The organism is Streptomyces syringium (assembly GCF_017876625.1).
GTDB lineage: Bacteria > Actinomycetota > Actinomycetes > Streptomycetales > Streptomycetaceae > Streptomyces > Streptomyces syringius.
This window is the reverse complement of the sequence record NZ_JAGIOH010000001.1, coordinates 1,389,214-1,412,731: the sequence shown is the minus strand read 5'-3', so window position 1 is coordinate 1,412,731 and position 23,518 is coordinate 1,389,214. Positions and strand designations below refer to the sequence as shown.

Below are 23,518 nucleotides of genomic sequence, written 5' to 3'. Positions count from 1 at the left end.
GCAGCCCGTCCGGTGCTTGAGGACACCGCCGCGCAGCGGAGGTGCACGCGCCACGGCCCGCAGGGGCCAGGGCTCACCTGCCGGGATCCGGCCGGCCAGGACCGAGCCGGGCGGCCACCCCCGGCTGCCGCCCGTACCGCTCACGCAGCAGCAGCGACAGCTCGTCGCGCAGCCGGCACAGCCCGTCGAGCTGCCCGCCCGGGCGGCGCATCGCCTCGTCGATCGCCAGCAGCTCCTCCGCGGGCACCTGGCTGACGTACGTCCGCAGTTCGGCGAGGTCGAGCCGTCGGTTGAAGTCGTGCACCGCGTCCCGCCAGCGGTGCAGCAGCGCGATCAGCGCGTCGTGCCCCGGTTCGGCGAACGCCCCCGACACCAGCGTCGCGTCCGTCGCGGACTGCACGAGCCGGGGATAGACCCGGGCCTTCGGCGCCAGCGGGTCCTGCGGCAGAAAGCTCTCCCCGGCCAGCAGTTCGCTGTTCTTCACCAGCTCGTCGGTGAGCGCGTACAGCGCCTGCGCGCGCCGCTCCCGCGCGGCCGCCCGCCGCTCCGCGTACACCCCGGTGATGGCGGCGACGAGCGCGAGGCCCGAGGCCACGGGCTCGAAACGGCTGTCCGAGCCCTCGGCGACGGTCACCCACCACACGCACGTGCCGAGCGCGAACAGCAGGCAGGAGATCGTGGCCGCGGCGAAGAACTGCCGGCTGAACCGGCTGACGAGTCCCATCCGACGTCCCCCCGGGCGTCTCATCGCGGCCCGTCAGTCGCGGAACGGATTGGGCCCGGGGACGCGGGGCGCCGGCTCGGGGGCCGCGTCGGCGGACTGGAGCATCAGCAACGCCAGCCCGAACGCGGGCCGGTCGAAGGCGGCGTGCCCGACGTCATGGGTCTCGCCCACCTTCGTCACCCGCGCGTCCACCAGCATCTTCTCCAGACCGGCCGGAGTGTACTTGCGGCTGAGGAGCAGCCGGATGGTGTCCTGGTCGGGGAACGGCACCGTGCTGCGGTCGGGCAGCGTCAGCTCCAGCGGGCCGCCCGTGCGGTTGCGGTAGACGACCTTGATCTTCAGCGCCCGGTCGTCCTCGACCAGCCCCTCGCAGGTGAGGCTGTTCATATCGATCTGGAGGTCGGTGTACTGCATCAGGGCGCTGGTGACGAACTCCCGGAAACGCGGGCTGTTCTCGTACTCGTGGGCCGCCGCGCGCGCCGCCGCCTCGTCCTGCCCGGCCGTGCTCGCCACCTCCAGCAGGAAGCGGTCCTGCGGGCGCAACAGCTTCTCGGCGAGGAGGGCCAGCAGCTGGGTGTCGTTGTCGAAATTGGCGAGCGTATTGCCCAGCAGCGAGTACACCACCGGCTCGTCGCCCACCGCGTGCCGGATCAGGGTGCACAGCCGGTCGAGGTTGGCGGGCATGGAGAAGTCCAGCTGCACCGGCAGCACATCGGCGGGCGGCACGTGCAGATGCTCCAGCGCCTCGCGCTGCGCCAGGCGCAGCATCTCGGCGCTGACGTCGACCGGGATGTAGCAGCCGGAGCGGCCCCGGCTGTCGAGGTATCTCAGCAGCGCCTGGTCCTTCTGGCCGGTGCCGGGCCCCAGGCTCACATAGTGCAGCGGCCCGTCGGGCAGCGTCTGGGTCATCGCGCGCCAGCGGCGGCTGAAGGAGCCGATGCTCTCGCGCATCACCGGGTAGTACAGGTCGTTGCACGCGTGGGCCCACGCCACCGTCGACTCCAGGCCCCAGTAGGAGAAGCCGGAGGTGATGCGCTTGCCCGAGCCGCTCGGATCCGGCCCGTGCCGCAGCCCCGCGGTCACCTGCGCGAGCTTGCCCGACTGCTCCTCGCCGACCAGGCACACCGTCCAGCCCGGGTCCCCGAGAATCGACGGAATCCGACGCACTGCCTGTTCCCGATCCGACATCCGCGACGCCCCCTCCGGCCGGCCGCCGCGCACGGCCGACACACCGTCAACTTCCGAACCTACCCGCCTGTTGACGATCAGGGGAAGCGGGGCCGGCGCGCTCTGCGCATCTCGCGCGCCGAACTGCTGGGCACCGACACCACGCCGTGGCGCTGGCGCCACACCTGCCGGGTCACCCACACGTCCAGCACCGCCCACGTCGCCGCCACCACGCTCGCCACCGTGCACAGCAGTGCGGGCAGCGCGAGCCAGGAACCGACGAGGGTGAACAGCGCCGCGACCATGGCCTGCACCAGCGTCACCGAGATGATGAGCACCGCGCGCACCGCGGAGTCACGGACCGGATCGGGCATCCTCGGCCGCTTGGCCGGCTCCTCCACCCACAACGGCCTGCGCGCGTACGGCCGGATGTCGTGATCCTGGTCCATGACGGCTCACCTCCCCCATTGGCTGCCCCGTTCGGGCCGCTTCCAAAAGGATTCCAAAACGATCCAAAAGCATTCCAAAGGTGGGGGCATCGGATGTGACGCCGTCGCCGTCCCGTCCGACTCACCCCAAGAAAGAGCGATCGACCAGGCCCGATGGTTCCCGTGGGGAGGGCAATTCCAGCCAGTTCGGCCGGTTGAGTGACCTGCCGCGAGCGGGCCGTGACCCGCTGCCGCGCGGGGGGAAAGTCGGGGAATCACCGGACAACTCGGGACGCCCCTCCCGCGCCGACCGGTTCGACGGCCGCACTGGTCTTCGAGCACAGCGCAACGCAGTAGTAGGCTCACGCCGCGTTATCCGTCGGAACACCACCCCCGCGCGCCGGGGTTCACGTAGGGGAGGCCATGCGCTTTCGCGGGAAGTCGATCCGCCGGAAGATCGTGGCGCTGCTGCTGGTGCCACTGGTGTCCCTGACCGGCCTGTGGGCCTTCGCCACCGTGATCACCGGCAGCGAGGCGATGCAGCTGCTCGGCGTCGCCGACGCGATGCGAAAAATCGGTTACCCGGCCGACGACCTGGTACGCGCCCTGCAACAGGAGCGCCGCCAGACCCTCGTCCACCTCGCCGACCCCCGCCGGTCCGACGCCCAGGCCACCCTGCGCCAACGGCAGCGCACCACCGACAGGATGGTCGCCACCTTCCGCACCGGCGCCGCCGACGGCGTCCGCGACGAGATCGACGACACCGCCCGGGCCCGCTTCACCGTCATCGAGAAGAGCCTCGAGACCATCGAGGACATCCGCCGCAAGGTCGACGACAACACCGTCTCCCGCTACGGCGCCTTCCAGGCGTACAACGACCTCATCGAGCCCTACTACGCCTTCCTCGGCAGCCTGAGCGCCGTCCAGGACGACGACCTGGACCGGGAGGGCCGCGCCCTCGTCGGCATCACCCGGGCCCGTGAGGCCGTCGCCCGCGAGGACGCCCTGCTCGCCTCCGCGTTCGCCGCGGGCAGCATGAGCCGCCAGGACCTGCGCGCCTTCTCCGACCACGTCGCCGAGCGCCGGGTCCTCTACAACACCAACCTGCCCGTCCTGCCCGTCGCCGACCAGAAGATCTACGAGGACTACTGGCGCGGCACCAACGCCCAGGCGCTGCGCACCGCCGAGGACGCCGTGATCCTCGCCGGCGCCGGCCGGGCCACCCACGCGGTCAACCCCCAGCGCTGGCAGCACACCATCGCCCCGGTCCTCGACGACCTCGGCCGGATGGGCATCGAGGCCAGCAACCGCTACGCGGACCGCGTCGAGCCCGTCGCCATCGGCGTCCTCGGCAAGGCCGCCGCCGCGGGCGTCCTCGGCCTCGCCGCCCTCGTCGTCTCCCTCGTCGTCTCCTTCAAGATCGGCCGCGGCCTGGTACGGGACCTCAGCCGACTGCGCAAGGAGGCCCACGAGGTCTCCGGCATCCGGCTGCCCAGCGTGATGCGCCGCCTCGCCGCCGGCGAACAGGTCGACATCGAGACCGAGGCCCCCCGCCTCGAATACGGCGCCGACGAACTCGGCCAGGTCGGCCAGGCCCTCAACACCCTGCAGCGCGCCGCCGTCGAGGCCGCCGTGAAACAGGCCGACATGCGCCGCGGCGTCTCCGACGTCTTCGTCAACCTCGCCCGCCGCAGCCAGGTCCTGCTGCACCGCCAGCTGACGCTCCTCGACACCATGGAACGCCGCACCGAGGACACCGACGAACTCGCCGACCTCTTCCGCCTCGACCACCTCACCACCCGTATGCGCCGCCACGCCGAGGGCCTCGTCATCCTCTCCGGCGCCGCCCCCTCCCGGCAGTGGCGCAAACCCATCCAGCTGATGGACGTCGTACGGGCCGCGGTCGGCGAGGTCGAGGACTACAAGCGCGTCGAGGTGCGCCGCCTGCCCCGGCTGGCCCTCCACGGACCCGCCGTCGCCGACCTCACCCACCTCCTCGCCGAACTCCTGGAGAACGCGACCGTCTTCTCCCCGCCGCACACCGCGGTCCAGGTCGTCGGTGAGCGCGTCGCCAACGGCTTCACGCTCGAGATCCACGACCGCGGCCTCGGCATGACCCCCGACGCCATGCTCGAAGCCAACCTCCGGCTCGCCGAGACCCCGGAGTTCGAGCTGTCCGACACCGACCGCCTCGGCCTGTTCGTGGTCAGCCGGCTCGCCCAGCGCCAAGGCGTACGGGTCTCTCTCCAGCCTTCCCCCTACGGCGGCACCACCGCCGTCGTCTTCCTCCCCACGACGCTGCTCACCGAGACCGTCGCGGGCGCCGGTCCGGGGGCCAAGAAGGGACAGGGCAGGGACGAGGACAGCGGCGCCCACGCCAAGCGGCCCGTCGAGCGGGGCGGGACATTCCCGCTCACCCGCCGAGCGCCGCTGGCCCCCGTGCCCCCGGCCGGACCGGCCGCACCGGACAAGGCCGACCGGCCCGTCCGGAGCTGGGTGGCACAGAAGAACCTGCCGGTCGAACTCGAAGCGCCGCTCTCCCTGTTCGACGACGAGACGGACGAGAGCTGGCACGACGGCGAGAACGGCTGGCCCATCCCGCGCCGCGCCACCACGGCCTCCCCGGCCGCGGACCCCGGCGCCGAGCAGCACCACCAGGCGAGCGACGCCCTCGCCCCGCTGCCGCGCCGCAGGTCCCCCGTCCTGGTCTCCGACCACGGCCGGCGGATCGACGACACCGAGGCGGACGGTGCGGCGGGCGCGGCGCGCGAGCCCGCCAAGGACACCGCCGGGGAGCCGGACGAGGACCGGACGCCGACCGGAGGGCTGCCCCGGCGCGTACGACAGGCCAGCCTCGCTCCCCAGTTGAAGGACGGCCCACCGGCCCCCTCCGGCGAGCAGCCGGCCCCCGCCGACCCCGGCCCCCTCCGCGACGCCGACGAGGTGCGGGCCAGGATGGCGGCCCTCCAGCGCGGTTGGCAGCGCGGCCGGGAGGAGAATGAGACGGACCCACCGGGAACAGCAGCACCAGGAACAACATCTGAGGGGGACGGTCGATGACCGCACCGAAGGCCGCGATACGCACTGCCCCAACCGGGCGGAGCACGGAAGAGCAGACCGGGACGGGGGAGCTGAGCTGGCTCCTCGACGACCTGGTCGAGCGCGTCGGCAGCATCAGCAAGGCCCTCGTCCTCTCCGGCGACGGCCTGCCCACCGGCACCTCGAAGGGCCTCACCCGTGAGGACGGCGAACATCTGGCCGCCGTCGCCTCCGGCTTCCACAGCCTCGCCAAGGGCGTGGGCCGGCACTTCAAGGCCGGTGACGTCCGCCAGACCATGGTCGAGCTGGACGAGGCCTTCCTGTTCGTCACCGCCGCCGGCGACGGCAGCTGCCTGGCCGTGCTCACGGACGCGGAGTCCGACATCGGGCTGGTCGCCTACGAGATGACGCTGCTCGTCAAGCGTGTGGGCGCACACCTGGGCACCGCTCCGCGGACCGGCGTGGCCGCCGACGAGTGACGGCCGGCATGACCGGAGACCATTCCGCGTCCCCCCGGGGGGCACCGACACCCCCCGGGGGCCCGGCCACCGCGCCCTCGCGGGAAGCGGGACGCCCCCACCCGGGGGCGCCCGCCGCCCGCTGGTACGACGACGCGGCGGGCCCCGTCGTCCGCCCGTACGCGATGACCCGGGGGCGCACCCGCAGCGCCGCCGAGGCCAAGCTCGACCTCATCGCCGTCGTCGTCGCCGACGAGACCCTGGCCGACCACCCCGGCGGCGCGCACGCCATCGCCGACCAGACGCTGTCCCCGGAGCACCTCGACATCGTCGACCTCAGCCGTGACGCACCGCAGTCCATCGCCGAGCTGTCCGCCGGACTCGATCTGCCGGTCGGCGTGGTCCGGGTCCTCGTCGGAGACCTGATCGACGCCGAGCTGGTACGGGTCTCCCGGCCGGTCCCCCCGGCGGAGCTGCCCGACGAGAGCGTGCTGCGCGAGGTGATCGACGGCCTGCGGGCGCTGTGACCGGCGTGCCCGCGGGCCCGGCGCCCGAGGAGTCCCAACTGCCTGCCGCGGGGACTTGTCGGGGCCGTGGTCCGTGCGGAACGATCACATCCACGGGGGAGCGCGATACCGCACTGCACCTGAAGAGAAGGAAGAGACCATGGTGTTCAGGCGCTCCGACCGGGGCCACAAACGGTCCGCCACCGACCCGGTGACCCTCAAGCTCCTGGTCGCGGGCGGCTTCGGGGTCGGCAAGACCACGCTCGTGGGCGCGGTGAGCGAGATCAGACCCCTGCGCACCGAGGAAGTGCTGACCGAGGCGGGCCGCCCCGTCGACGACACCCACGGCGTCGAGAACAAACGCACCACCACCGTCGCCATGGACTTCGGGCGCATCACCCTCCGCGACGACCTGGTCCTCTACCTCTTCGGCACCCCCGGCCAGGACCGCTTCTGGTTCCTCTGGGACGAGCTGGCCCAGGGCGCGCTCGGGGCGGTCGTCCTCGCGGACACCCGGCGGCTCGCGGACTGCTTTGCCGCCGTCGACTACTTCGAGCGCCGCGACATCCCCTTCACCCTCGCCGTCAACGTCTTCGACGGCGCCGTCCGCTATCCCGAGGAGACCGTGCGCGAGGCACTCGACCTCGACCCCGACGTCCCCGTCGTCCTGTGCGACGCCCGCGAGCGCGACTCCGCCAAGCAGGTCCTCATATCCGTCGTCGAGCACGCCATGGCCACGGGAGCCGCTCGCCGGGCGGCTGCCGTATGAGCCGTATGAACTGCGCTGTGTCCTCAAGCGCCGGACGGGCTTGATCGAGCTGAGCTCAGCCACAACCAGCCCGTCCGGCGCTTGAGGACGCGCCCGCAGGGCGCCGGCCGCTGCAGGCGGCAGACACGGTTCAAGCCCCGGCCGCAGGCTCCTCGTACCAGCCGAAGCTGCGCTCCACCGCCTTGCGCCAATTGCGGTACTCGCCCTCCCGCGCCGCCGCCCCCAGCCGCGGCGTCCACTCGGTATCGGGCCGCCAGTGCGACCGCAGCTCGCCCAGGTCCCGCCAGACGCCCGTGGCGAGCCCCGCCGCGTACGCCGCGCCCAGACACGTCGTCTCCGAGATCACCGGACGGATCACCGGCACGCCGAGCACATCGGCCTGATGCTGCATCAGCAGACCGTTGACCGTCATCCCGCCGTCCACCTTGAGCGAGGTGATCCGCACCCCCGAGTCCTGGTACATCGCGTCCACGACCTCACGCGTCTGCCAGCTCGTCGCCTCCAGCACGGCCCGCGCCAGATGGGCCTTCGTCACGTATCCCGTCAGCCCGGTGATCACACCACGGGCGTCGGAACGCCAGTACGGCGCGTACAGGCCGGAGAACGCGGGGACGACGTACGCGCCGCCGTTGTCCGGCACGCTCGCCGCCAGCGGCTCGATCTCGTCGGCCGAGCGGATCAGCCCCAGCTGGTCGCGGAACCACTGCACCAGCGAGCCGGTCACGGCGATCGACCCTTCCAGGCAGTAGACCGGCGGCTCGCCACCGAGCCGGTACCCCACGGTCGTCAGCAGCCCGTTCTTCGACGGAACGGGCCGCTCACCCGTGTTCAGCAGCAGGAAACTGCCCGTGCCGTACGTGTTCTTGGCCTCGCCCACCCCGAAACACGTCTGCCCGAAGACCGCCGCCTGCTGATCGCCGAGCGCCGACGCCACCGGCACCCCGGCGAGCCGCCCGACAGCCCTCCCGTACACCTCCGACGAGGACCGGATCTCCGGCAGCACCGCCTCCGGGATGTTCATCGCGGCCAGGATCGCGGGATCCCACTGGAGGGTCGCGAGGTTCATCAGCATCGTGCGCGCCGCGTTGGTGACGTCCGTGACGTGCGTCCCGCCGTCCGTGCCGCCCGTCAGATTCCAGATCAGCCACGAGTCCACGGTGCCGAACGCGATCTCACCGTTCTCCGCCCGCCGGCGCAGCCCCGGCACGTGGTCCAGCAGCCAGGCGACCTTGGGCCCGGAGAAATAGCTGGCCAACGGCAGCCCCGTGGCCTGCCGGAACCGGTCCTGGCCGGCCGCTCCACCCAGCTCGTGGCAGAGCGCCGAGGTGCGGGTGTCCTGCCAGACGATGGCGTTGTGCACCGGCTTGCCCGTGGTGCGGTCCCACAGGATGGTCGTCTCACGCTGGTTGGTGATACCCAGCGCGCTCAGCTCGTCGGCCCGCAGCCCCGCCCGGGCCAGCGCCCCCGCCACCACCGCCTGCACCTTCGTCCAGATCTCCGCCGCGTCGTGCTCCACCCAGCCGGGCCTGGGGAAGATCTGGCGGTGCTCACGCTGCTCGACGGCGACGATCGCACCACTCCGGTCGAAGACGATGCAGCGGCTGGAGGTGGTGCCCTGATCGATCGCGGCGACGTACGAGTCCGTCATGGCGTCTCCTGACTCGGTGGTCCGAACGGGCAGTGTTCACCTGCCGCGTTGGAGCGTCAAGGCGCTGGACGACGCGAGACGGGGAAGTCGAAATAGGTGTCGGGGAACGGCTCCGCGCGGTAGGTGTAGTGCCACCACTCCTCGGCGAGATTGACGAAACCGGCCTCCTCCATCAGGGACTTCAGCAGCATCCGGTTCGCCCGCGGCACACCCTGGACCCGCGGGTCCGCGGTGTGCGACAGGGTGTCGAAGCAGTCGTACCCCGTGCCCATGTCGACGGAGTTGTCGGGGAAGCGCAGCTCCTTCGGCGCGTAGCAGGACACCAGCGGCTCCCCGGGGACGTACGGCCGCGTCGGCACGGCCGGCAGCCGCACGATCGTCAGATCCAGGGTGCTGCCCCTGCTGTGCCCGGACTTCTCGGCGATGTACCCGTCCAGGAACAGCCGTGACTTCGCCACGCGCGGATAGAACTCCGCCTTCATCCTCAGATCGTCGAGATCCTTCGCCCACGCCACGAAGTCATCGACCGCGCGCTGCGGGCGGTAGCAGTCGTAGACCTTCAACCCGTAGCCCCGGCGCAGCAGCGCACGCTGAGCCCCGCGCAGGGCCTCGGCGGCCGGGCGGGTGAGCAGACACAGGGGACGGCGGTAGCCCTCGACGCGGTGGCCGGTGAAGTTGTGCGGGGTGTAGTAGCGCATCTCCTGGAGGATCGTGGGATCGACGTCGGAGAGCGCGACGAACTCCTTCGGCGGCCGCGGTTCCGGCTGCGCCTGGGCCAGGGGCGCGGAGGTGACGGCGACGACAACGGCGAGGGGCAGGACGAGAGCACGCAAGACGGCGGAGAGTCGTGACATGCGCTCCACATATCAGGGGACGGAACGAGAAGGAAGATGCAGGGATGGCCCCACATACGCGAGGGCCCGGGACGCGCAGGTGGGTTGCGGGGCGTAAAGCGAAGCAGCCCCGCAACCCACCGGAGCGGCACGGGCCCGCCCGCTACCGCGCAGCGGACCCGCAGCGGTCCCCGCACCGCTACCGCGCAGCGGACCCCGCAGCGGACCCGCGTACTCGGACCGGGTACGACACCTCCTCCGCACCGTCCTGCTCCACCGTCACCACCCCACCCCGTGACCGTGTCGTGAAGCGCACCACCTCCGGCTGCTCCCAGCCGTCACCCGCGTCCGTGATCAGCACACCACCGCCCGTACGACCCGGAGCCGGGGCCCACACCTCCAGTTCCACCTGCCCGTCCGCGCCCGCGACCGGCAGCACCGAACCCGCCCGCGCCAGCACCGGGATCCGGGACAGCGGAGCGTCCAGCAGCACCTGCCCCGGCCCCTCGTGCGCCAGACCCGTGGCCGTGTCGTACCAACGCCCCCGCGGCAGCCGCACCGCCCGCCGGTCCGCCCCCTGCTCCAGCACCGGCGCCACCAGCAGCGAATCCCCCAGCAGGAACGCGTCCTCGCAGTCCCGCAGGGCCCGGTCCTCGGGCGAACGCCACCACACGGGCCGCACATAAGGCGCCCCGGTGCGCCGCGCCAGATGCGCCAGCGTCATGAAATACGGCAGCAGCCGCACCCGCTCCCGCAGCGCCGCCGTCGCGTGCTCGAGAGTCCGCGCACCGAACTCCCACGGCTCCCGCCGACCCGCCCCGATTGCCGCGTGCGTACGGAACAGCGGCAGATACGAGCCCAGCTGGAACCAGCGCAGATACAGCTCCGGTGACGGCGAGCCCGTGAACCCCCCGATGTCCGGCCCCGAATACGGCACCCCGCACAGCCCCATCCCCAGCACCAGCGCCAGCGACGCCCGCAGCCCCGGCCACCCCGTCGTCACATCACCCGACCACGTGCCGCCGTAACGCTGCATCCCCGCCCAGCCCGAGCGGGAGAAGAGGAACGGCCGCTCCTGCGGGCGCAGTTCGCACAACCCCTCGTAACCGGCCCGCGCCATCGCCAGCCCGTAGACGTTGTGCGCCTCGCGGTGATCACCGCCGCGGCCCTCCAACGCGTGCCGGGCCGAGCGCGGCAGCGTCGGATCGCCGAACGCCGCGAACGACACCGGCTCGTTCATGTCGTGCCACACCCCGGAGAAGCCCTGCGCCAACCGCTCCGCGTACAGCCCGCCCCACCACGCGCGCACCCCCGGATCCGTGAAGTCCGGGAAGACCGACTCGCCCGACCACACCTCGCCGCGCACCTCGCGCCCCCGCCGGTCCCGTACGAAGGCCCCCGCCGCCACCCCGCTGTCGTACTCCGCGAGCCCCGGCTCGGCCTTCACCCCCGGATCCACGATCGACACCAGCCGCACCCCCTGCTCCCGCAGCTCGGCCGCCAGCCCCGGCAGATCGGGGAACCGCTCCCGGTCCACGGTGAAGACCCGATGGCCCCGGTAGTGATCGATGTCCAGGTGCAGCGCCGACAGCGGCAGCCCCCGCTCCTGGTACCCGGTCACCACCCGCCGCACCTCGCGCTCACTGCCGAACCCCCACCGCGCGTGGTGGTGACCCAGTGCCCACGCGGGCGGCAGCGCCGGCGCGCCGGTGAGCGCCGCCCACGCGTGCAGCACGCGCGCGGGCGTGCCCGCCATCACCCAATACCGCACCGGGCCGCCGTCCATCCGCAGCTCACCACGGCCCGGCCGGTCGTGCCCGGAACCCTCGCCCTCCTCGCCCTCCCACAGGGCGACCCGCCCGTCCCACGAATTGTCGTGGAACACCAGATGCGTCCCCGCGTCCGCCACCACCAACTGCACCGGCATCGTCACGTACAGCGGGTCGTCGCCCGGCTCGAACGCACCCCCGGGGTCGGTGTTCCACAGCCGGTACGCACCGGTCCGCAGCCGCGGCCCCGCCGCCCTGCCCCCGAGGCCGAAGAACCGGGCGTCGGCCGCCACCTCGGACCGCTGCACCCACGGGGAACCCGCGGGCGAGCCGGTGCCGGCGGCAGTGCGGGGCCCGGCAGAACCCGCCGGGCCCCGCAGCGCCGCCGGCACCGGCTCCCACCACCGCGGCGGCAGATCACGCCGCAGCATCACCCCGCCCGGAGTCCGCACCTCCACCGCCCCGAGCCGGGACACCACCACCAGCACCCGTTCGGACACCACCCGCCAGCCGCCGTCGGTGTCCGGCTCCAGCACCGCTCGCTCGTCCGCCTCCGGACACGCCCCCGCCAGCGCGTACGACGGCTCCGGCTCCGCCCCGTCCCAGCCGCAGAACACCGCACCGCCCGCCGCCACCCGCACCCGCAACGACGACCGCGCGAACCGCACCACCCCACCCCCCGGCTGCGGCTCGGCCCCCACCGCCTCGCCGGGCACCCGCGCCCGCCCCGCCCCCGGCGGGGGCAGCTCCACCGAGTCCGCGCGCCACCGCCGCCACGCCGACCGCACGGACCGCAGCCCCCGCGCCGACCCCACCGTCCGCACCGCCGCCACCGACCTCACCGACCGCACCAGCTCACGCGCATCCATGCTGATCACCCTGCCACCGCCGCCACCGGGTGCGCGGTCCGTTCAACTCCCGTTCACCCGCACCGATCACCCACCGGAAAAGCCGTGACGACCCCGACGCGGCGTGAGATGGGCCGCCGACCCTGGTGCCGGAGTCGATCACGTGGCATCGTCCTGGTCAGCCGCGTCACGCGCATACCCCGCCCGTGTGCGCGGCGACGCCCACGACGCGTACAGCCCGGGAGCCGACCATGACCACCGCACCGCAGCCCGCCACCCAGCCGGAGCCCCTGTGGCGTCCCGGCGAGGACCGTGTCGCCCGCGCGCAGGTCACCCGCTTCCAGACCTGGGCCGCGGAACAGCACGGCGCCCCCGCCCCGGTCCCCGGCGATCCCGCCGCGAGCTACGCCGCCCTGCACCGCTGGTCGGTGGACGAGCTGGAGCGCTTCTGGCAGGCCGTCGCGCAATGGTGCGACGTCCGCTTCACGAGCCCCTACGAGCGGGTGCTCGCCGACCGGGGCATGCCGGGCGCGACCTGGTTCCCCGGCGCCACCCTCAACTACGCCGAACACGCCCTGCGCGCCGCCGAGGACCCGGGCCGCGCCCACGAGCCGGCCCTCCTGCACGTCGACGAGACCCACGAGCCGGCCCCCGTCACCTGGGCGGAGCTCCGCCGCCAGGTCGGCTCCCTCGCGGCCGAACTGCGCCGCCTCGGCGTCCGCCCCGGCGACCGGGTCAGCGGCTACCTGCCCAACATCCCGCACGCCGTCGTCGCCCTGCTCGCCACCGCCGCCGTCGGCGGCGTGTGGACCTCCTGCGCCCCCGACTTCGGCGCCCGCAGCGTCCTGGACCGCTTCCAGCAGGTCGAGCCCGTCGTCCTGTTCACCGTCGACGGCTACCACTACGGCGGCAAGCGCCACACGCGCGCCGACGTGGTCACCGAGCTGCGTGCCGAGCTCCCCACCGTGCGCGCGGTCGTGCACATCCCGCTGCTCGGCACGGCGGCCCCCGAGGGCGCCCTCGACTGGGACGCCCTCGTCTCGGCGGACGTGGAGCCCGTCTTCGAGCAGCTCCCCTTCGACCACCCGCTGTGGGTCCTCTACTCCTCCGGCACCACCGGCCTGCCCAAGGCCATCGTCCAGTCCCAGGGCGGCATCCTCCTCGAACACCTCAAGCAGCTCGCCCTGCACTGCGACCTCGGCCCGCAGGACCGCTTCTTCTGGTACACCTCCACCGGCTGGATGATGTGGAACTTCCTCGTCTCCGGCCTCCTGGTGGGCTCCACCGTCGTCCTCTACGACGGCAGCCCCGGCCACCCCGACACCGGCGCCCAGTGGCGCATCGCCGAGCGCACCGGCGCCACCCTCTTCGGCACCTCCGCCGCCTACGTCATGGCCTGCCGCAAGGCCGAGGTCCACCCCGGCCGCGACTTCGACCTCTCCCACGTCAAGTGCGTCGCCACCACCGGCTCACCCCTGCCGCCCGACGGCTTCCGCTGGATCCACGACGAGGTCGCCGAGGACATGTGGATCGCCTCCGTCAGCGGCGGCACCGACGTCTGCAGCTGCTTCGCCGGAGCCGTCCCCACCCTCCCCGTGCACATCGGCGAACTCCAGGCCCCCTGCCTCGGCACGGACCTCCAGGCCTGGGACGCCCACGGCAAGCCCGTGGTCGACGAGGTGGGCGAGCTGATCGTCGCGGCTCCCATGCCGTCCATGCCCATCCGCTTCTGGAACGACCCCGACGGCACGCGCTACCGCGAGAGCTACTTCGAGATGTTCCCCGGCGCCTGGCGGCACGGCGACTGGATCACCCTCACCTCGCGCGGCAGCGTCATCATCCACGGCCGTTCCGACTCCACCCTCAACCGCCAGGGCGTACGGATGGGCTCCGCCGACATCTACGAGGCCGTCGAACGGCTCCCCGAGATCCGCGAATCCCTCGTCATCGGCGCCGAACAGCCCGACGGGGGCTACTGGATGCCGCTCTTCGTCCACCTCGCCCCCGACGCCACTCTGGACGACGAACTGCTCACCCGCATCAAGCGGACGATCCGCGAACAGCTCTCCCCGCGCCACGTCCCCGACGAGGTCATCGAGGTCCCGGGCATCCCGCACACCCTCACCGGCAAGCGCATCGAGGTCCCCGTCAAGCGACTCCTCCAGGGCACCCCGCTGGAGAAGGCCGTCAACCCCGGCTCCGTCGACAACATCGACCTCCTGCGCTTCTACGAGGACCTGGCCCGCAGCCGCGCCACCGGCTGACGGGCGGGCCACGGGCCGCCGGCCCTGCCGTCCGGCGGCCCGTACACCCACGTCGAGATCGATTGTCAGTGCCCCCGCTTACTGTGAGTGAGTATTGATCACGCGCGCTGAGGGGGAGTTCATGGCGCACAGCAACGACGGCAGGAAGCGACCGACCGTGCGAAGGCGACCGGGCGACCGGCGCCGGCTCCGGTGCGAAGTGCCCAGCACCGTGGCCCTGCTGGCCGACGAGCGGGACTTCGCCGCCATGCGGCAGTACGCGTCGTTCACGTTCGACGACCACGCGACGTATCTGCGGCAGATGGAGGGGCTGCTGCGGACCCTCGCCGCCGAGGGCACGTACACGAGCGTCGCCCTCTTCGACCCCGCCGACTACGAGGAATTCTGCGCGGACTCCCACCTCGACCCCGACACCCCGGCCAGCCGCACCCGCTACACGGCCGAGGTCGCCGCGGCGGGCAGCAAAGTGACCTACGAGGGCCAGCCCCTCGGCAGGCTGCTGCCCCAACTCGTCGACGAGGCCGAGCAGCAGGCGACCTGGGAGTACGCCACGGCGCTGCTGACCCGCGGCGGTGACTGCGCGACCTGCGGCGAGGACACCGGAAAGACGGCCTTCGCCAGGGCATCGCAGCTCCTGCGCCGACTCGTCGAAGCCGTGGGCCCCGGCACCCACCACCTCGTGTGCAGCGTCCCCGCCGAAGGGGACGTCCCGCTCGTCGCCGTGCTCCACACGGAGAGCCACGCCGACGGCATGCTGCGGCTGGGGGAAGCCGCGGCGCTGATCTTCTGCACCGTACTGGCCGCCGGAATCGCCACCGACCGTCCCGGCGGCGTCGTCCTGCGCACCACCACACCCGGCCACCCCGACACGGTGCGCGGCTGGGGCCTGCGCGACGGCCGGCTGAGGCCCCTCAGCGAGGCCGAGGTCTTCGACGCCTACTGCACCGACGCCGACACCGGCGAACCCGTACCGCCCGAGCCCGGCGTCGCCTACCGCGCCGGCCTCCCCCTCGACGATCCCGAGGAACCCAAGAGGCCCGAGTGGCCTGAGGGACCGCAGAGAGGGGCCTGACGCGAGAAGGGGTGCCCCGCCGGACCGGCGGGACACCCCTCACCTCACTCGTGCGCCGACTGCCGCCGACGGCACCGGCTCACTCGCCGGACAGCACCGCCTGCGCGGCCACGCGGGCCTCCTCGGCACTGTCGGTGGCACGGGCCGCGGCGGCGGCACGCTCGCACTGCGCGAGCGTGTGCTTGGCCAGCGTCGCGCGCACATACGGAATCGACGCGGCGCCCATGGACAGGCTCGTCACGCCCAGACCCGTCAGCACACAGGCGAGCAGCGGGTCGGCCGCGGCCTCACCGCACACACCACAGCTCTTGCCCTCGGCCTTGGCGGCCTCCGCCGAGGCGGCGACCAGGTCGAGCAGCGCCGGCTGCCACGGGTCCTGCAGACGCGACACCGCACCGACCTGACGGTCGGCGGCGAAGGTGTACTGCGCGAGGTCGTTCGTCCCCAGCGACAGGAACTCGACCTCCTGCAGGATCGAACGTGCTCGCAGCGCGGCGGAGGGGATCTCCACCATCGCGCCGAACTTGGCGTTCAGCCCCGCCTCGCGGCACGCGTCGGCGAACGCCTTCGCGTCGGTCCGGTCCGCCACCATCGGGGCCATGACCTCGAGGTAGACCGGCAGCCCCGCGGCGGCCTTGGCCAGCGCCGTGAGCTGCGTGCGCAGTACGTCCGGGTGGTCGAGCAGGGTCCGCAGACCCCGCACGCCCAGCGCCGGGTTCGGCTCGTCGGCGGGCGTCAGGAAGTCCAGCGGCTTGTCCGCGCCCGCGTCCAGCACGCGCACGACCACCCGGCCCTCGGGGAACGCCTCCAGCACCTTGCGGTACGCCTCGACCTGCTTGGCCTCGGACGGTGCCTTCTTGCTGTCGTCGAGGAAGAGGAACTCGGTACGGAAGAGACCGACGCCCTCCGCACCCGCCTCGACCGCGGCCGGCACGTCGGCCGGGCCACCGACATTGGCGAGCAGCGGCACCTTGTGACCGTCGGACGTCGCGCCCGGACCGGACGAGGCGGACAGCGCCGCCTTCCGCTCCTCCGCGGCCTTGGTCAGCTCGTCGCGCTTCTCCAGGCTGGGGTCGACGAAGACGTCGCCCGTGCTGCCGTCCACGGCCACCACCGTGCCTTCGGCAAGCTCACCCGCGCCGGGCAGCGCCACGACCGCGGGTACCCCGAGCGCCCGCGCCAGGATGGCGCTGTGGCTGGTCGGCCCGCCCTCCTCGGTCACGAAGCCCAGCACCAGCGTCGGGTCGAGCAGTGCCGTGTCGGCGGGAGCGAGGTCCCGGGCGATCAGCACGTACGGCTCGTCACTGTCCGGCACACCCGGCATCGGCACGCCCAGCAGGCGCGCGACGATGCGGTTGCGCACGTCGTCGAGGTCGGCCACCCGGCCGGCCAGGTACTCGCCGGCGTTGGCGAGCAGCGCCCGGTAGGCGGCGAAGGCGTCGTACACCGCGCGCTCGGCGGTGCTGCCGACGGTGATGCGCCGGTCCACGTCCGCCATCAGCTCGGGGTCCTGGGCCATCATGGCCTGGGCCTCGAGCACGTGCTGGGCCTCGCCACCGGCCAGGTTGCCGCGCGCGATGAGATCGGCGGCGACGGCCTCGACGGCCTGGCGGGCGCGCCCCTGCTCCCGCGGTGCCTCGTCCGTCGGAATCTGCTTGGCCGGCGGCTCCAGAACCGCCGTGCCCATGTGCCGCACCTCGCCGATCGCCACACCGTGGCTCACGCCGACGCCTCGCAGCGTTGTCTCCATTTCACCCGTCTCCGGTTGATGCGGCGGATCCGCCCGCCGCGGTGAATGTCGTACGTGCCGTCAGGGACGGCGGAGGGTCGCTGCGATCACTGCCAGGAGAACAGAGCGTCGCCGGCCTTGAGGTCGCCGTCCTCACGGACGTCGCCCAGCGCGTCGGCGGTGGCCTCGAGCGCGACGATCGGGCAGACCGGCGACTTGCCGGCGGCCTCGACCGCGACGGGGTTCCAGCGGATGATTTCCTGGCCGCGCGTCACGGTGTCGCCCTTGTTGACGAGCAGCTCGAAGCCCTCGCCGTTGAGCTGCACGGTGTCGATGCCGAGGTGCGTCAGCACGCCGTGCCCTTCCGCGTCGACGACGACGAACGCGTGGGGGTGCAGCGAGACGATGACACCGTCGACCGGCGAAACCGCCGTCGAGGCCTCACGCACGGGGTCGATGGCGGTACCGGGACCCACCATCGCGCCGGAGAAGACGGGGTCGGGCACAGCCGCGAGTCCGATGGCGCGTCCGGCGATCGGGGACGTCACGGTGGTCATGGGAAGCCTCCCAGGGGTGGAGATTCATCACGCGCCGCCACTACCTGTCCTGGGCGGCGCGCTGATCAGAAGCGTAAGTCATAGGAACTGAGGATTCCGCACACGTGAGCCCACCTGGCGGAGGTCGCGCGAGGGCACGCGCGCGCGTGCGGAGTAGAGCTGTGGCGACCAGAAGAATGAGCCGACGGAGCGTCAGTGGGGGAAGTCGTCGTCCCGGGCAGGGGAGGAGAGCCTCCGAGTTGGCGGTCGACGACGCTCCAGAATCGATTTGCCTCGCCCTGGTGAGACCTGTACTGTCGTACTCCTGCCCACCACCGAGGCCCGCAGTCAACTGCCGGCAAGGCGGGGGCGGCACCTATCGGATTATGATCCTTCCCGGATCCGCTTCTGTGTGTCCGTATGCCTTTATGGCTGCGGAAAACGAGCGGTAAGGGAGCGGAAAAACTCCTGATAGAGTGGTGGAACACGAAGGGAAGCGCCCGGAGGAAAGCCCGAGAGGGTGAGTACAAAGGAAGCGTCCGTTCCTTGAGAACTCAACAGCGTGCCAAAAGTCAACGCCAGACTATAAAATACCCCGTCTCCGGTCGCTCTGCGATCGGGACGCGGTTCCTTTGAAAGTCCTGCCGGTCCCCTTGGGGTCTGGTGGGCAACAACACAGCGAGGACGCTGTGCACGACCGGACTTATTCCGTCTGGTTGTGCCGCTCAACGCGAGTGTCACCCGATTACGGGTAAACATTCACGGAGAGTTTGATCCTGGCTCAGGACGAACGCTGGCGGCGTGCTTAACACATGCAAGTCGAACGATGAAGCCTTTCGGGGTGGATTAGTGGCGAACGGGTGAGTAACACGTGGGCAATCTGCCCTTCACTCTGGGACAAGCCCTGGAAACGGGGTCTAATACCGGATACGACCTGCCTCCGCATGGGGGTGGGTGGAAAGCTCCGGCGGTGAAGGATGAGCCCGCGGCCTATCAGCTTGTTGGTGGGGTAATGGCCTACCAAGGCGACGACGGGTAGCCGGCCTGAGAGGGCGACCGGCCACACTGGGACTGAGACACGGCCCAGACTCCTACGGGAGGCAGCAGTGGGGAATATTGCACAATGGGCGAAAGCCTGATGCAGCGACGCCGCGTGAGGGATGACGGCCTTCGGGTTGTAAACCTCTTTCAGCAGGGAAGAAGCGAGAGTGACGGTACCTGCAGAAGAAGCGCCGGCTAACTACGTGCCAGCAGCCGCGGTAATACGTAGGGCGCAAGCGTTGTCCGGAATTATTGGGCGTAAAGAGCTCGTAGGCGGCTTGTTGCGTCGGATGTGAAAGCCCGGGGCTTAACCCCGGGTCTGCATTCGATACGGGCAGGCTAGAGTGTGGTAGGGGAGATCGGAATTCCTGGTGTAGCGGTGAAATGCGCAGATATCAGGAGGAACACCGGTGGCGAAGGCGGATCTCTGGGCCATTACTGACGCTGAGGAGCGAAAGCGTGGGGAGCGAACAGGATTAGATACCCTGGTAGTCCACGCCGTAAACGTTGGGAACTAGGTGTTGGCGACATTCCACGTCGTCGGTGCCGCAGCTAACGCATTAAGTTCCCCGCCTGGGGAGTACGGCCGCAAGGCTAAAACTCAAAGGAATTGACGGGGGCCCGCACAAGCAGCGGAGCATGTGGCTTAATTCGACGCAACGCGAAGAACCTTACCAAGGCTTGACATATACCGGAAACGGCCAGAGATGGTCGCCCCCTTGTGGTCGGTATACAGGTGGTGCATGGCTGTCGTCAGCTCGTGTCGTGAGATGTTGGGTTAAGTCCCGCAACGAGCGCAACCCTTGTTCTGTGTTGCCAGCATGCCTTTCGGGGTGATGGGGACTCACAGGAGACTGCCGGGGTCAACTCGGAGGAAGGTGGGGACGACGTCAAGTCATCATGCCCCTTATGTCTTGGGCTGCACACGTGCTACAATGGCCGGTACAATGAGCTGCGATACCGTGAGGTGGAGCGAATCTCAAAAAGCCGGTCTCAGTTCGGATTGGGGTCTGCAACTCGACCCCATGAAGTTGGAGTTGCTAGTAATCGCAGATCAGCATTGCTGCGGTGAATACGTTCCCGGGCCTTGTACACACCGCCCGTCACGTCACGAAAGTCGGTAACACCCGAAGCCGGTGGCCCAACCCTTGTGGAGGGAGCCGTCGAAGGTGGGACTGGCGATTGGGACGAAGTCGTAACAAGGTAGCCGTACCGGAAGGTGCGGCTGGATCACCTCCTTTCTAAGGAGCACATAGCCGACTGCAGACAAACGTTCTGCACGGTTGCTCATGGGTGGAACGTTGACTATTCGGCACGATCGGTTTGGTTCACTAGTACTGCTTCGGCGTGGAACGTGATACTGGATGGGTCGGGTCGGGCACGCTGTTGGGTATCTGAGGGTACGGAACGTAAGTTTCGAGCCTTCGCGATGCCGGCCCCGGTGTAGTTCTGCTTCGGCAGGGTGTGACGGGTGGCTGGTCGTTGCTTGAGAACTGCACAGTGGACGCGAGCATCTGTGGCCAAGTTTTTAAGGGCGCACGGTGGATGCCTTGGCACCAGGAACCGATGAAGGACGTGGGAGGCCACGATAGGCCCCGGGGAGCTGTCAACCGAGCTTTGATCCGGGGGTGTCCGAATGGGGAAACCCGGCAGTCGTCATGGGCTGTCACCCGCTGCTGAACACATAGGCAGTGTGGAGGGAACGCGGGGAAGTGAAACATCTCAGTACCCGCAGGAAGAGAAAACAACCGTGATTCCGGGAGTAGTGGCGAGCGAAACCGGATGAGGCCAAACCGTATGCGTGTGATACCCGGCAGGGGTTGCGTGTGCGGGGTTGTGGGAGTTCTCTTGATCAGTCTGCCGGCTGGTCGGCGAGTCAGAAACCGTACAGGTAGGCGAAGGACATGCGAAAGGTCCGGCGTAGAGGGTAAGACCCCCGTAGCTGAAATCTGTACGGCTCGCTTGAGAACCACCCAAGTAGCACGGGGCCCGAGAAATCCCGTGTGAATCTGGCGGGACCACCCGTTAAGCCTAAATATTCCCTGGTGACCGATAGCGGATAGTACCGTGAGGGAATGGTGAAAAGTACCGCGGGAGCGGAGTGAAATAGTACCTGAAACCGTGTGCCTACAAGCCGTGGGAGCGTCGCGCATCAAGCTTGCTTGGTGCGTCGTGACTGCGTGCCTTTTGAAGAATGAGCCTGCGAGTTTGCGGTGTGTTGCGAGGTTAACCCGTGTGGGGAAGCCGTAGCGAAAGCGAGTCCGAATAGGGCGATTGAGTAGCGCGCCCAAGACCCGAAGCGGAGTGATCTAGCCATGGGCAGGTTGAAGCGGAGGTAAGACTTCGTGGAGGACCGAACCCACCAGGGTTGAAAACCTGGGGGATGACCTGTGGTTAGGGGTGAAAGGCCAATCAAACTCCGTGATAGCTGGTTCTCCCCGAAATGCATTTAGGTGCAGCGTCGTGTGTTTCTTGCCGGAGGTAGAGCACTGGATAGGCGATGGGCCCTACCGGGTTACTGACCTTAGCCAAACTCCGAATGCCGGTAAGTGAGAGCGCGGCAGTGAGACTGTGGGGGATAAGCTCCATGGTCGAGAGGGAAACAGCCCAGAGCATCGACTAAGGCCCCTAAGCGTACGCTAAGTGGGAAAGGATGTGGAGTCGCAGAGACAACCAGGAGGTTGGCTTAGAAGCAGCCACCCTTGAAAGAGTGCGTAATAGCTCACTGGTCAAGTGATTCCGCGCCGACAATGTAGCGGGGCTCAAGCGTACCGCCGAAGTCGTGTCATTCACACAATAGGTCCAACGACCGTGTGGATGGGTAGGGGAGCGTCGTGTGCCGGGTGAAGCAGCCGCGGAAGCGAGTTGTGGACGGTTCACGAGTGAGAATGCAGGCATGAGTAGCGATACACACGTGGGAAACGTGTGCGCCGATTGACTAAGGGTTCCTGGGTCAAGCTGATCTGCCCAGGGTAAGTCGGGACCTAAGGCGAGGCCGACAGGCGTAGTCGATGGACAACCGGTTGATATTCCGGTACCCGCTTTGAAACGCCCAATATCGAATCAGACGATGCTAAGCCCGTGAAGCCGTCCTGGATCCTTCGGGTGAAGGGAAGTGGTGGAGCCGGTGACCCGGATCTGTAGTAGGTAAGCGATGGGGTGACGCAGGAAGGTAGTCCAGCCCGGGCGGTGGTAGTCCCGGGGTAAGGGTGTAGGCCGTGTGATAGGCAAATCCGTCACACATTAAGGCTGAGACCTGATGCCGAGCCGATTGTGGTGAAGTGGATGATCCTATGCTGTCGAGAAAAGCCTCTAGCGAGTTTCATGGCGGCCCGTACCCTAAACCGACTCAGGTGGTCAGGTAGAGAATACCGAGGCGTTCGGGTGAACTATGGTTAAGGAACTCGGCAAAATGCCCCCGTAACTTCGGGAGAAGGGGGGCCATGTCCGGTGATGGAACTTGCTTCCTGAGCTGGGTGTGGCCGCAGAGACCAGCGAGAAGCGACTGTTTACTAAAAACACAGGTCCGTGCGAAGCCGTAAGGCGATGTATACGGACTGACGCCTGCCCGGTGCTGGAACGTTAAGGGGACCGGTTAGCTCTGTTTCGACAGGGCGAAGCTGAGAACTTAAGCGCCAGTAAACGGCGGTGGTAACTATAACCATCCTAAGGTAGCGAAATTCCTTGTCGGGTAAGTTCCGACCTGCACGAATGGCGTAACGACTTCTCGACTGTCTCAACCATAGGCCCGGTGAAATTGCACTACGAGTAAAGATGCTCGTTTCGCGCAGCAGGACGGAAAGACCCCGGGACCTTTACTATAGCTTGATATTGGTGTTCGGTTCGGCTTGTGTAGGATAGGTGGGAGACTGTGAAGCATGCACGCCAGTGTGTGTGGAGTCGTCGTTGAAATACCACTCTGGTCGTGCTGGATGTCTAACCTGGGTCCGTGATCCGGATCAGGGACAGTGTCTGGTGGGTAGTTTAACTGGGGCGGTTGCCTCCTAAAGAGTAACGGAGGCGCCCAAAGGTTCCCTCAGCCTGGTTGGCAATCAGGTGTTGAGTGTAAGTGCACAAGGGAGCTTGACTGTGAGACCGACGGGTCGAGCAGGGACGAAAGTCGGGACTAGTGATCCGGCGGTGGCTTGTGGAAGCGCCGTCGCTCAACGGATAAAAGGTACCCCGGGGATAACAGGCTGATCTTCCCCAAGAGTCCATATCGACGGGATGGTTTGGCACCTCGATGTCGGCTCGTCGCATCCTGGGGCTGGAGTCGGTCCCAAGGGTTGGGCTGTTCGCCCATTAAAGCGGTACGCGAGCTGGGTTTAGAACGTCGTGAGACAGTTCGGTCCCTATCCGCTGTGCGCGTAGGAATATTGAGAAGGGCTGTCCCTAGTACGAGAGGACCGGGACGGACGAACCTCTGGTGTGCCAGTTGTCCTGCCAAGGGCATGGCTGGTTGGCTACGTTCGGGAGGGATAACCGCTGAAAGCATCTAAGCGGGAAGCCTGCTTCGAGATGAGTATTCCCACCCCCTTTGAGGGGTTAAGGCTCCCAGTAGACGACTGGGTTGATAGGCCAGGTGTGGAAGACCGGTAACGGTTGGAGCTGACTGGTACTAATAGGCCGAGGGCTTGTCCTCAGTTGCTCGCGTCCACTGTGTAGGTTCTGAAGTAACGACCGTGTT

14 protein-coding genes and 2 rRNA genes are annotated in these 23,518 nt (G+C 69.1%); 8 read left to right on the top strand and 8 right to left on the bottom strand.

Going from position 1 to position 23,518, the window contains the following annotated elements:
* Window positions 1-73: 73 nt before the first annotated feature.
* The 3 genes from JO379_RS06170 to JO379_RS06160 all read right to left on the bottom strand — a co-directional run bounded on the left by JO379_RS06170 (window position 74) and on the right by JO379_RS06160 (window position 2,340).
* Window positions 74-724, bottom strand: a complete 651-nt coding sequence (locus JO379_RS06170) for a hypothetical protein (RefSeq protein WP_130876743.1) — start codon at window positions 722-724, stop codon at window positions 74-76.
* Window positions 725-757: 33 nt separating this feature from the next.
* Window positions 758-1,891, bottom strand: a complete 1,134-nt coding sequence (locus tag JO379_RS06165; RefSeq protein WP_130876742.1) for an L-histidine N(alpha)-methyltransferase — start codon at window positions 1,889-1,891, stop codon at window positions 758-760.
* 98 nt (window positions 1,892-1,989) lie between these two features.
* Entirely contained in the window at window positions 1,990-2,340 is a 351-nt protein-coding gene (locus tag JO379_RS06160; protein ID WP_130876741.1) for a hypothetical protein, read from the bottom strand.
* A gap of 402 nt (window positions 2,341-2,742) precedes the next feature.
* Here JO379_RS06160 and JO379_RS06155 point away from each other — a divergent pair, with 402 nt between their 5' ends.
* The 4 genes from JO379_RS06155 (at window position 2,743) to JO379_RS06140 (ending at window position 7,091) form a co-directional block, all read left to right on the top strand.
* Window positions 2,743-5,379, top strand: coding sequence for a sensor histidine kinase (locus JO379_RS06155; RefSeq protein ID WP_209514276.1), 2,637 nt, complete (start codon window positions 2,743-2,745; stop codon window positions 5,377-5,379).
* Window positions 5,376-5,837 carry a roadblock/LC7 domain-containing protein gene (locus JO379_RS06150; RefSeq protein ID WP_130876739.1) on the top strand — a complete coding sequence of 154 codons (462 nt, stop codon included), beginning with the start codon at window positions 5,376-5,378 and terminating at the stop codon, window positions 5,835-5,837. Before JO379_RS06155 ends, JO379_RS06150 begins: the two co-directional genes overlap by 4 nt.
* A gap of 8 nt (window positions 5,838-5,845) precedes the next feature.
* Window positions 5,846-6,343: a DUF742 domain-containing protein gene (locus JO379_RS06145; protein WP_209514273.1), complete on the top strand. Its 498-nt coding sequence runs from the start codon at window positions 5,846-5,848 to the stop codon at window positions 6,341-6,343.
* A gap of 139 nt (window positions 6,344-6,482) precedes the next feature.
* The gene (locus tag JO379_RS06140) at window positions 6,483-7,091 is read left to right on the top strand and encodes a GTP-binding protein (RefSeq protein WP_130876737.1); all 609 of its coding nucleotides are present in this window, start codon (window positions 6,483-6,485) and stop codon (window positions 7,089-7,091) included.
* Window positions 7,092-7,221: 130 nt separating this feature from the next.
* Here JO379_RS06140 and glpK read toward each other — a convergent pair whose 3' ends face one another.
* From glpK to JO379_RS06125, 3 genes are all read right to left on the bottom strand, one after another.
* A complete protein-coding gene (glpK, locus tag JO379_RS06135; protein ID WP_130876736.1) occupies window positions 7,222-8,739 on the bottom strand; it encodes a glycerol kinase GlpK in 1,518 nt (505 codons plus the stop codon).
* A 56-nt stretch (window positions 8,740-8,795) separates the two neighbouring features.
* Window positions 8,796-9,593 (bottom strand): M15 family metallopeptidase, encoded by a 798-nt coding sequence (locus tag JO379_RS06130; RefSeq protein WP_130876735.1) that lies wholly within the window; start codon window positions 9,591-9,593, stop codon window positions 8,796-8,798.
* 178 nt (window positions 9,594-9,771) lie between these two features.
* Window positions 9,772-12,210, bottom strand: a complete 2,439-nt coding sequence (locus JO379_RS06125) for a glycoside hydrolase family 31 protein (RefSeq protein ID WP_209514271.1) — start codon at window positions 12,208-12,210, stop codon at window positions 9,772-9,774.
* 230 nt (window positions 12,211-12,440) lie between these two features.
* On the opposite strand from JO379_RS06125, the gene JO379_RS06120 reads away from it, so the two are divergent.
* Together JO379_RS06120 and JO379_RS06115 are read left to right on the top strand one after the other, a co-directional pair.
* Window positions 12,441-14,453 carry an acetoacetate--CoA ligase gene (locus tag JO379_RS06120; RefSeq protein ID WP_209514270.1) on the top strand — a complete coding sequence of 671 codons (2,013 nt, stop codon included), beginning with the start codon at window positions 12,441-12,443 and terminating at the stop codon, window positions 14,451-14,453.
* Between the two features lie 121 nt (window positions 14,454-14,574).
* Entirely contained in the window at window positions 14,575-15,525 is a 951-nt protein-coding gene (locus JO379_RS06115; RefSeq protein WP_209514268.1) for a DUF8829 domain-containing protein, read from the top strand.
* Window positions 15,526-15,604: 79 nt separating this feature from the next.
* Here the strand turns inward: JO379_RS06115 and ptsP are convergent, their stop codons facing one another.
* Together ptsP and JO379_RS06105 are read right to left on the bottom strand one after the other, a co-directional pair.
* Window positions 15,605-17,275 carry a phosphoenolpyruvate--protein phosphotransferase gene (gene ptsP / locus JO379_RS06110; protein WP_130876731.1) on the bottom strand — a complete coding sequence of 557 codons (1,671 nt, stop codon included), beginning with the start codon at window positions 17,273-17,275 and terminating at the stop codon, window positions 15,605-15,607.
* Window positions 17,276-17,361: 86 nt separating this feature from the next.
* Entirely contained in the window at window positions 17,362-17,811 is a 450-nt protein-coding gene (locus tag JO379_RS06105; RefSeq protein ID WP_130876730.1) for a PTS sugar transporter subunit IIA, read from the bottom strand.
* 737 nt (window positions 17,812-18,548) lie between these two features.
* Between JO379_RS06105 and JO379_RS06100 the strand changes: the two genes are divergently transcribed.
* A 16S ribosomal RNA gene (locus JO379_RS06100) occupies window positions 18,549-20,072 on the top strand.
* Window positions 20,073-20,349: 277 nt separating this feature from the next.
* Window positions 20,350-23,473 (top strand): 23S ribosomal RNA (locus JO379_RS06095).
* The 16S and 23S rRNA genes sit together here, the layout of an rRNA operon.
* Window positions 23,474-23,518 lie beyond the last annotated feature (45 nt).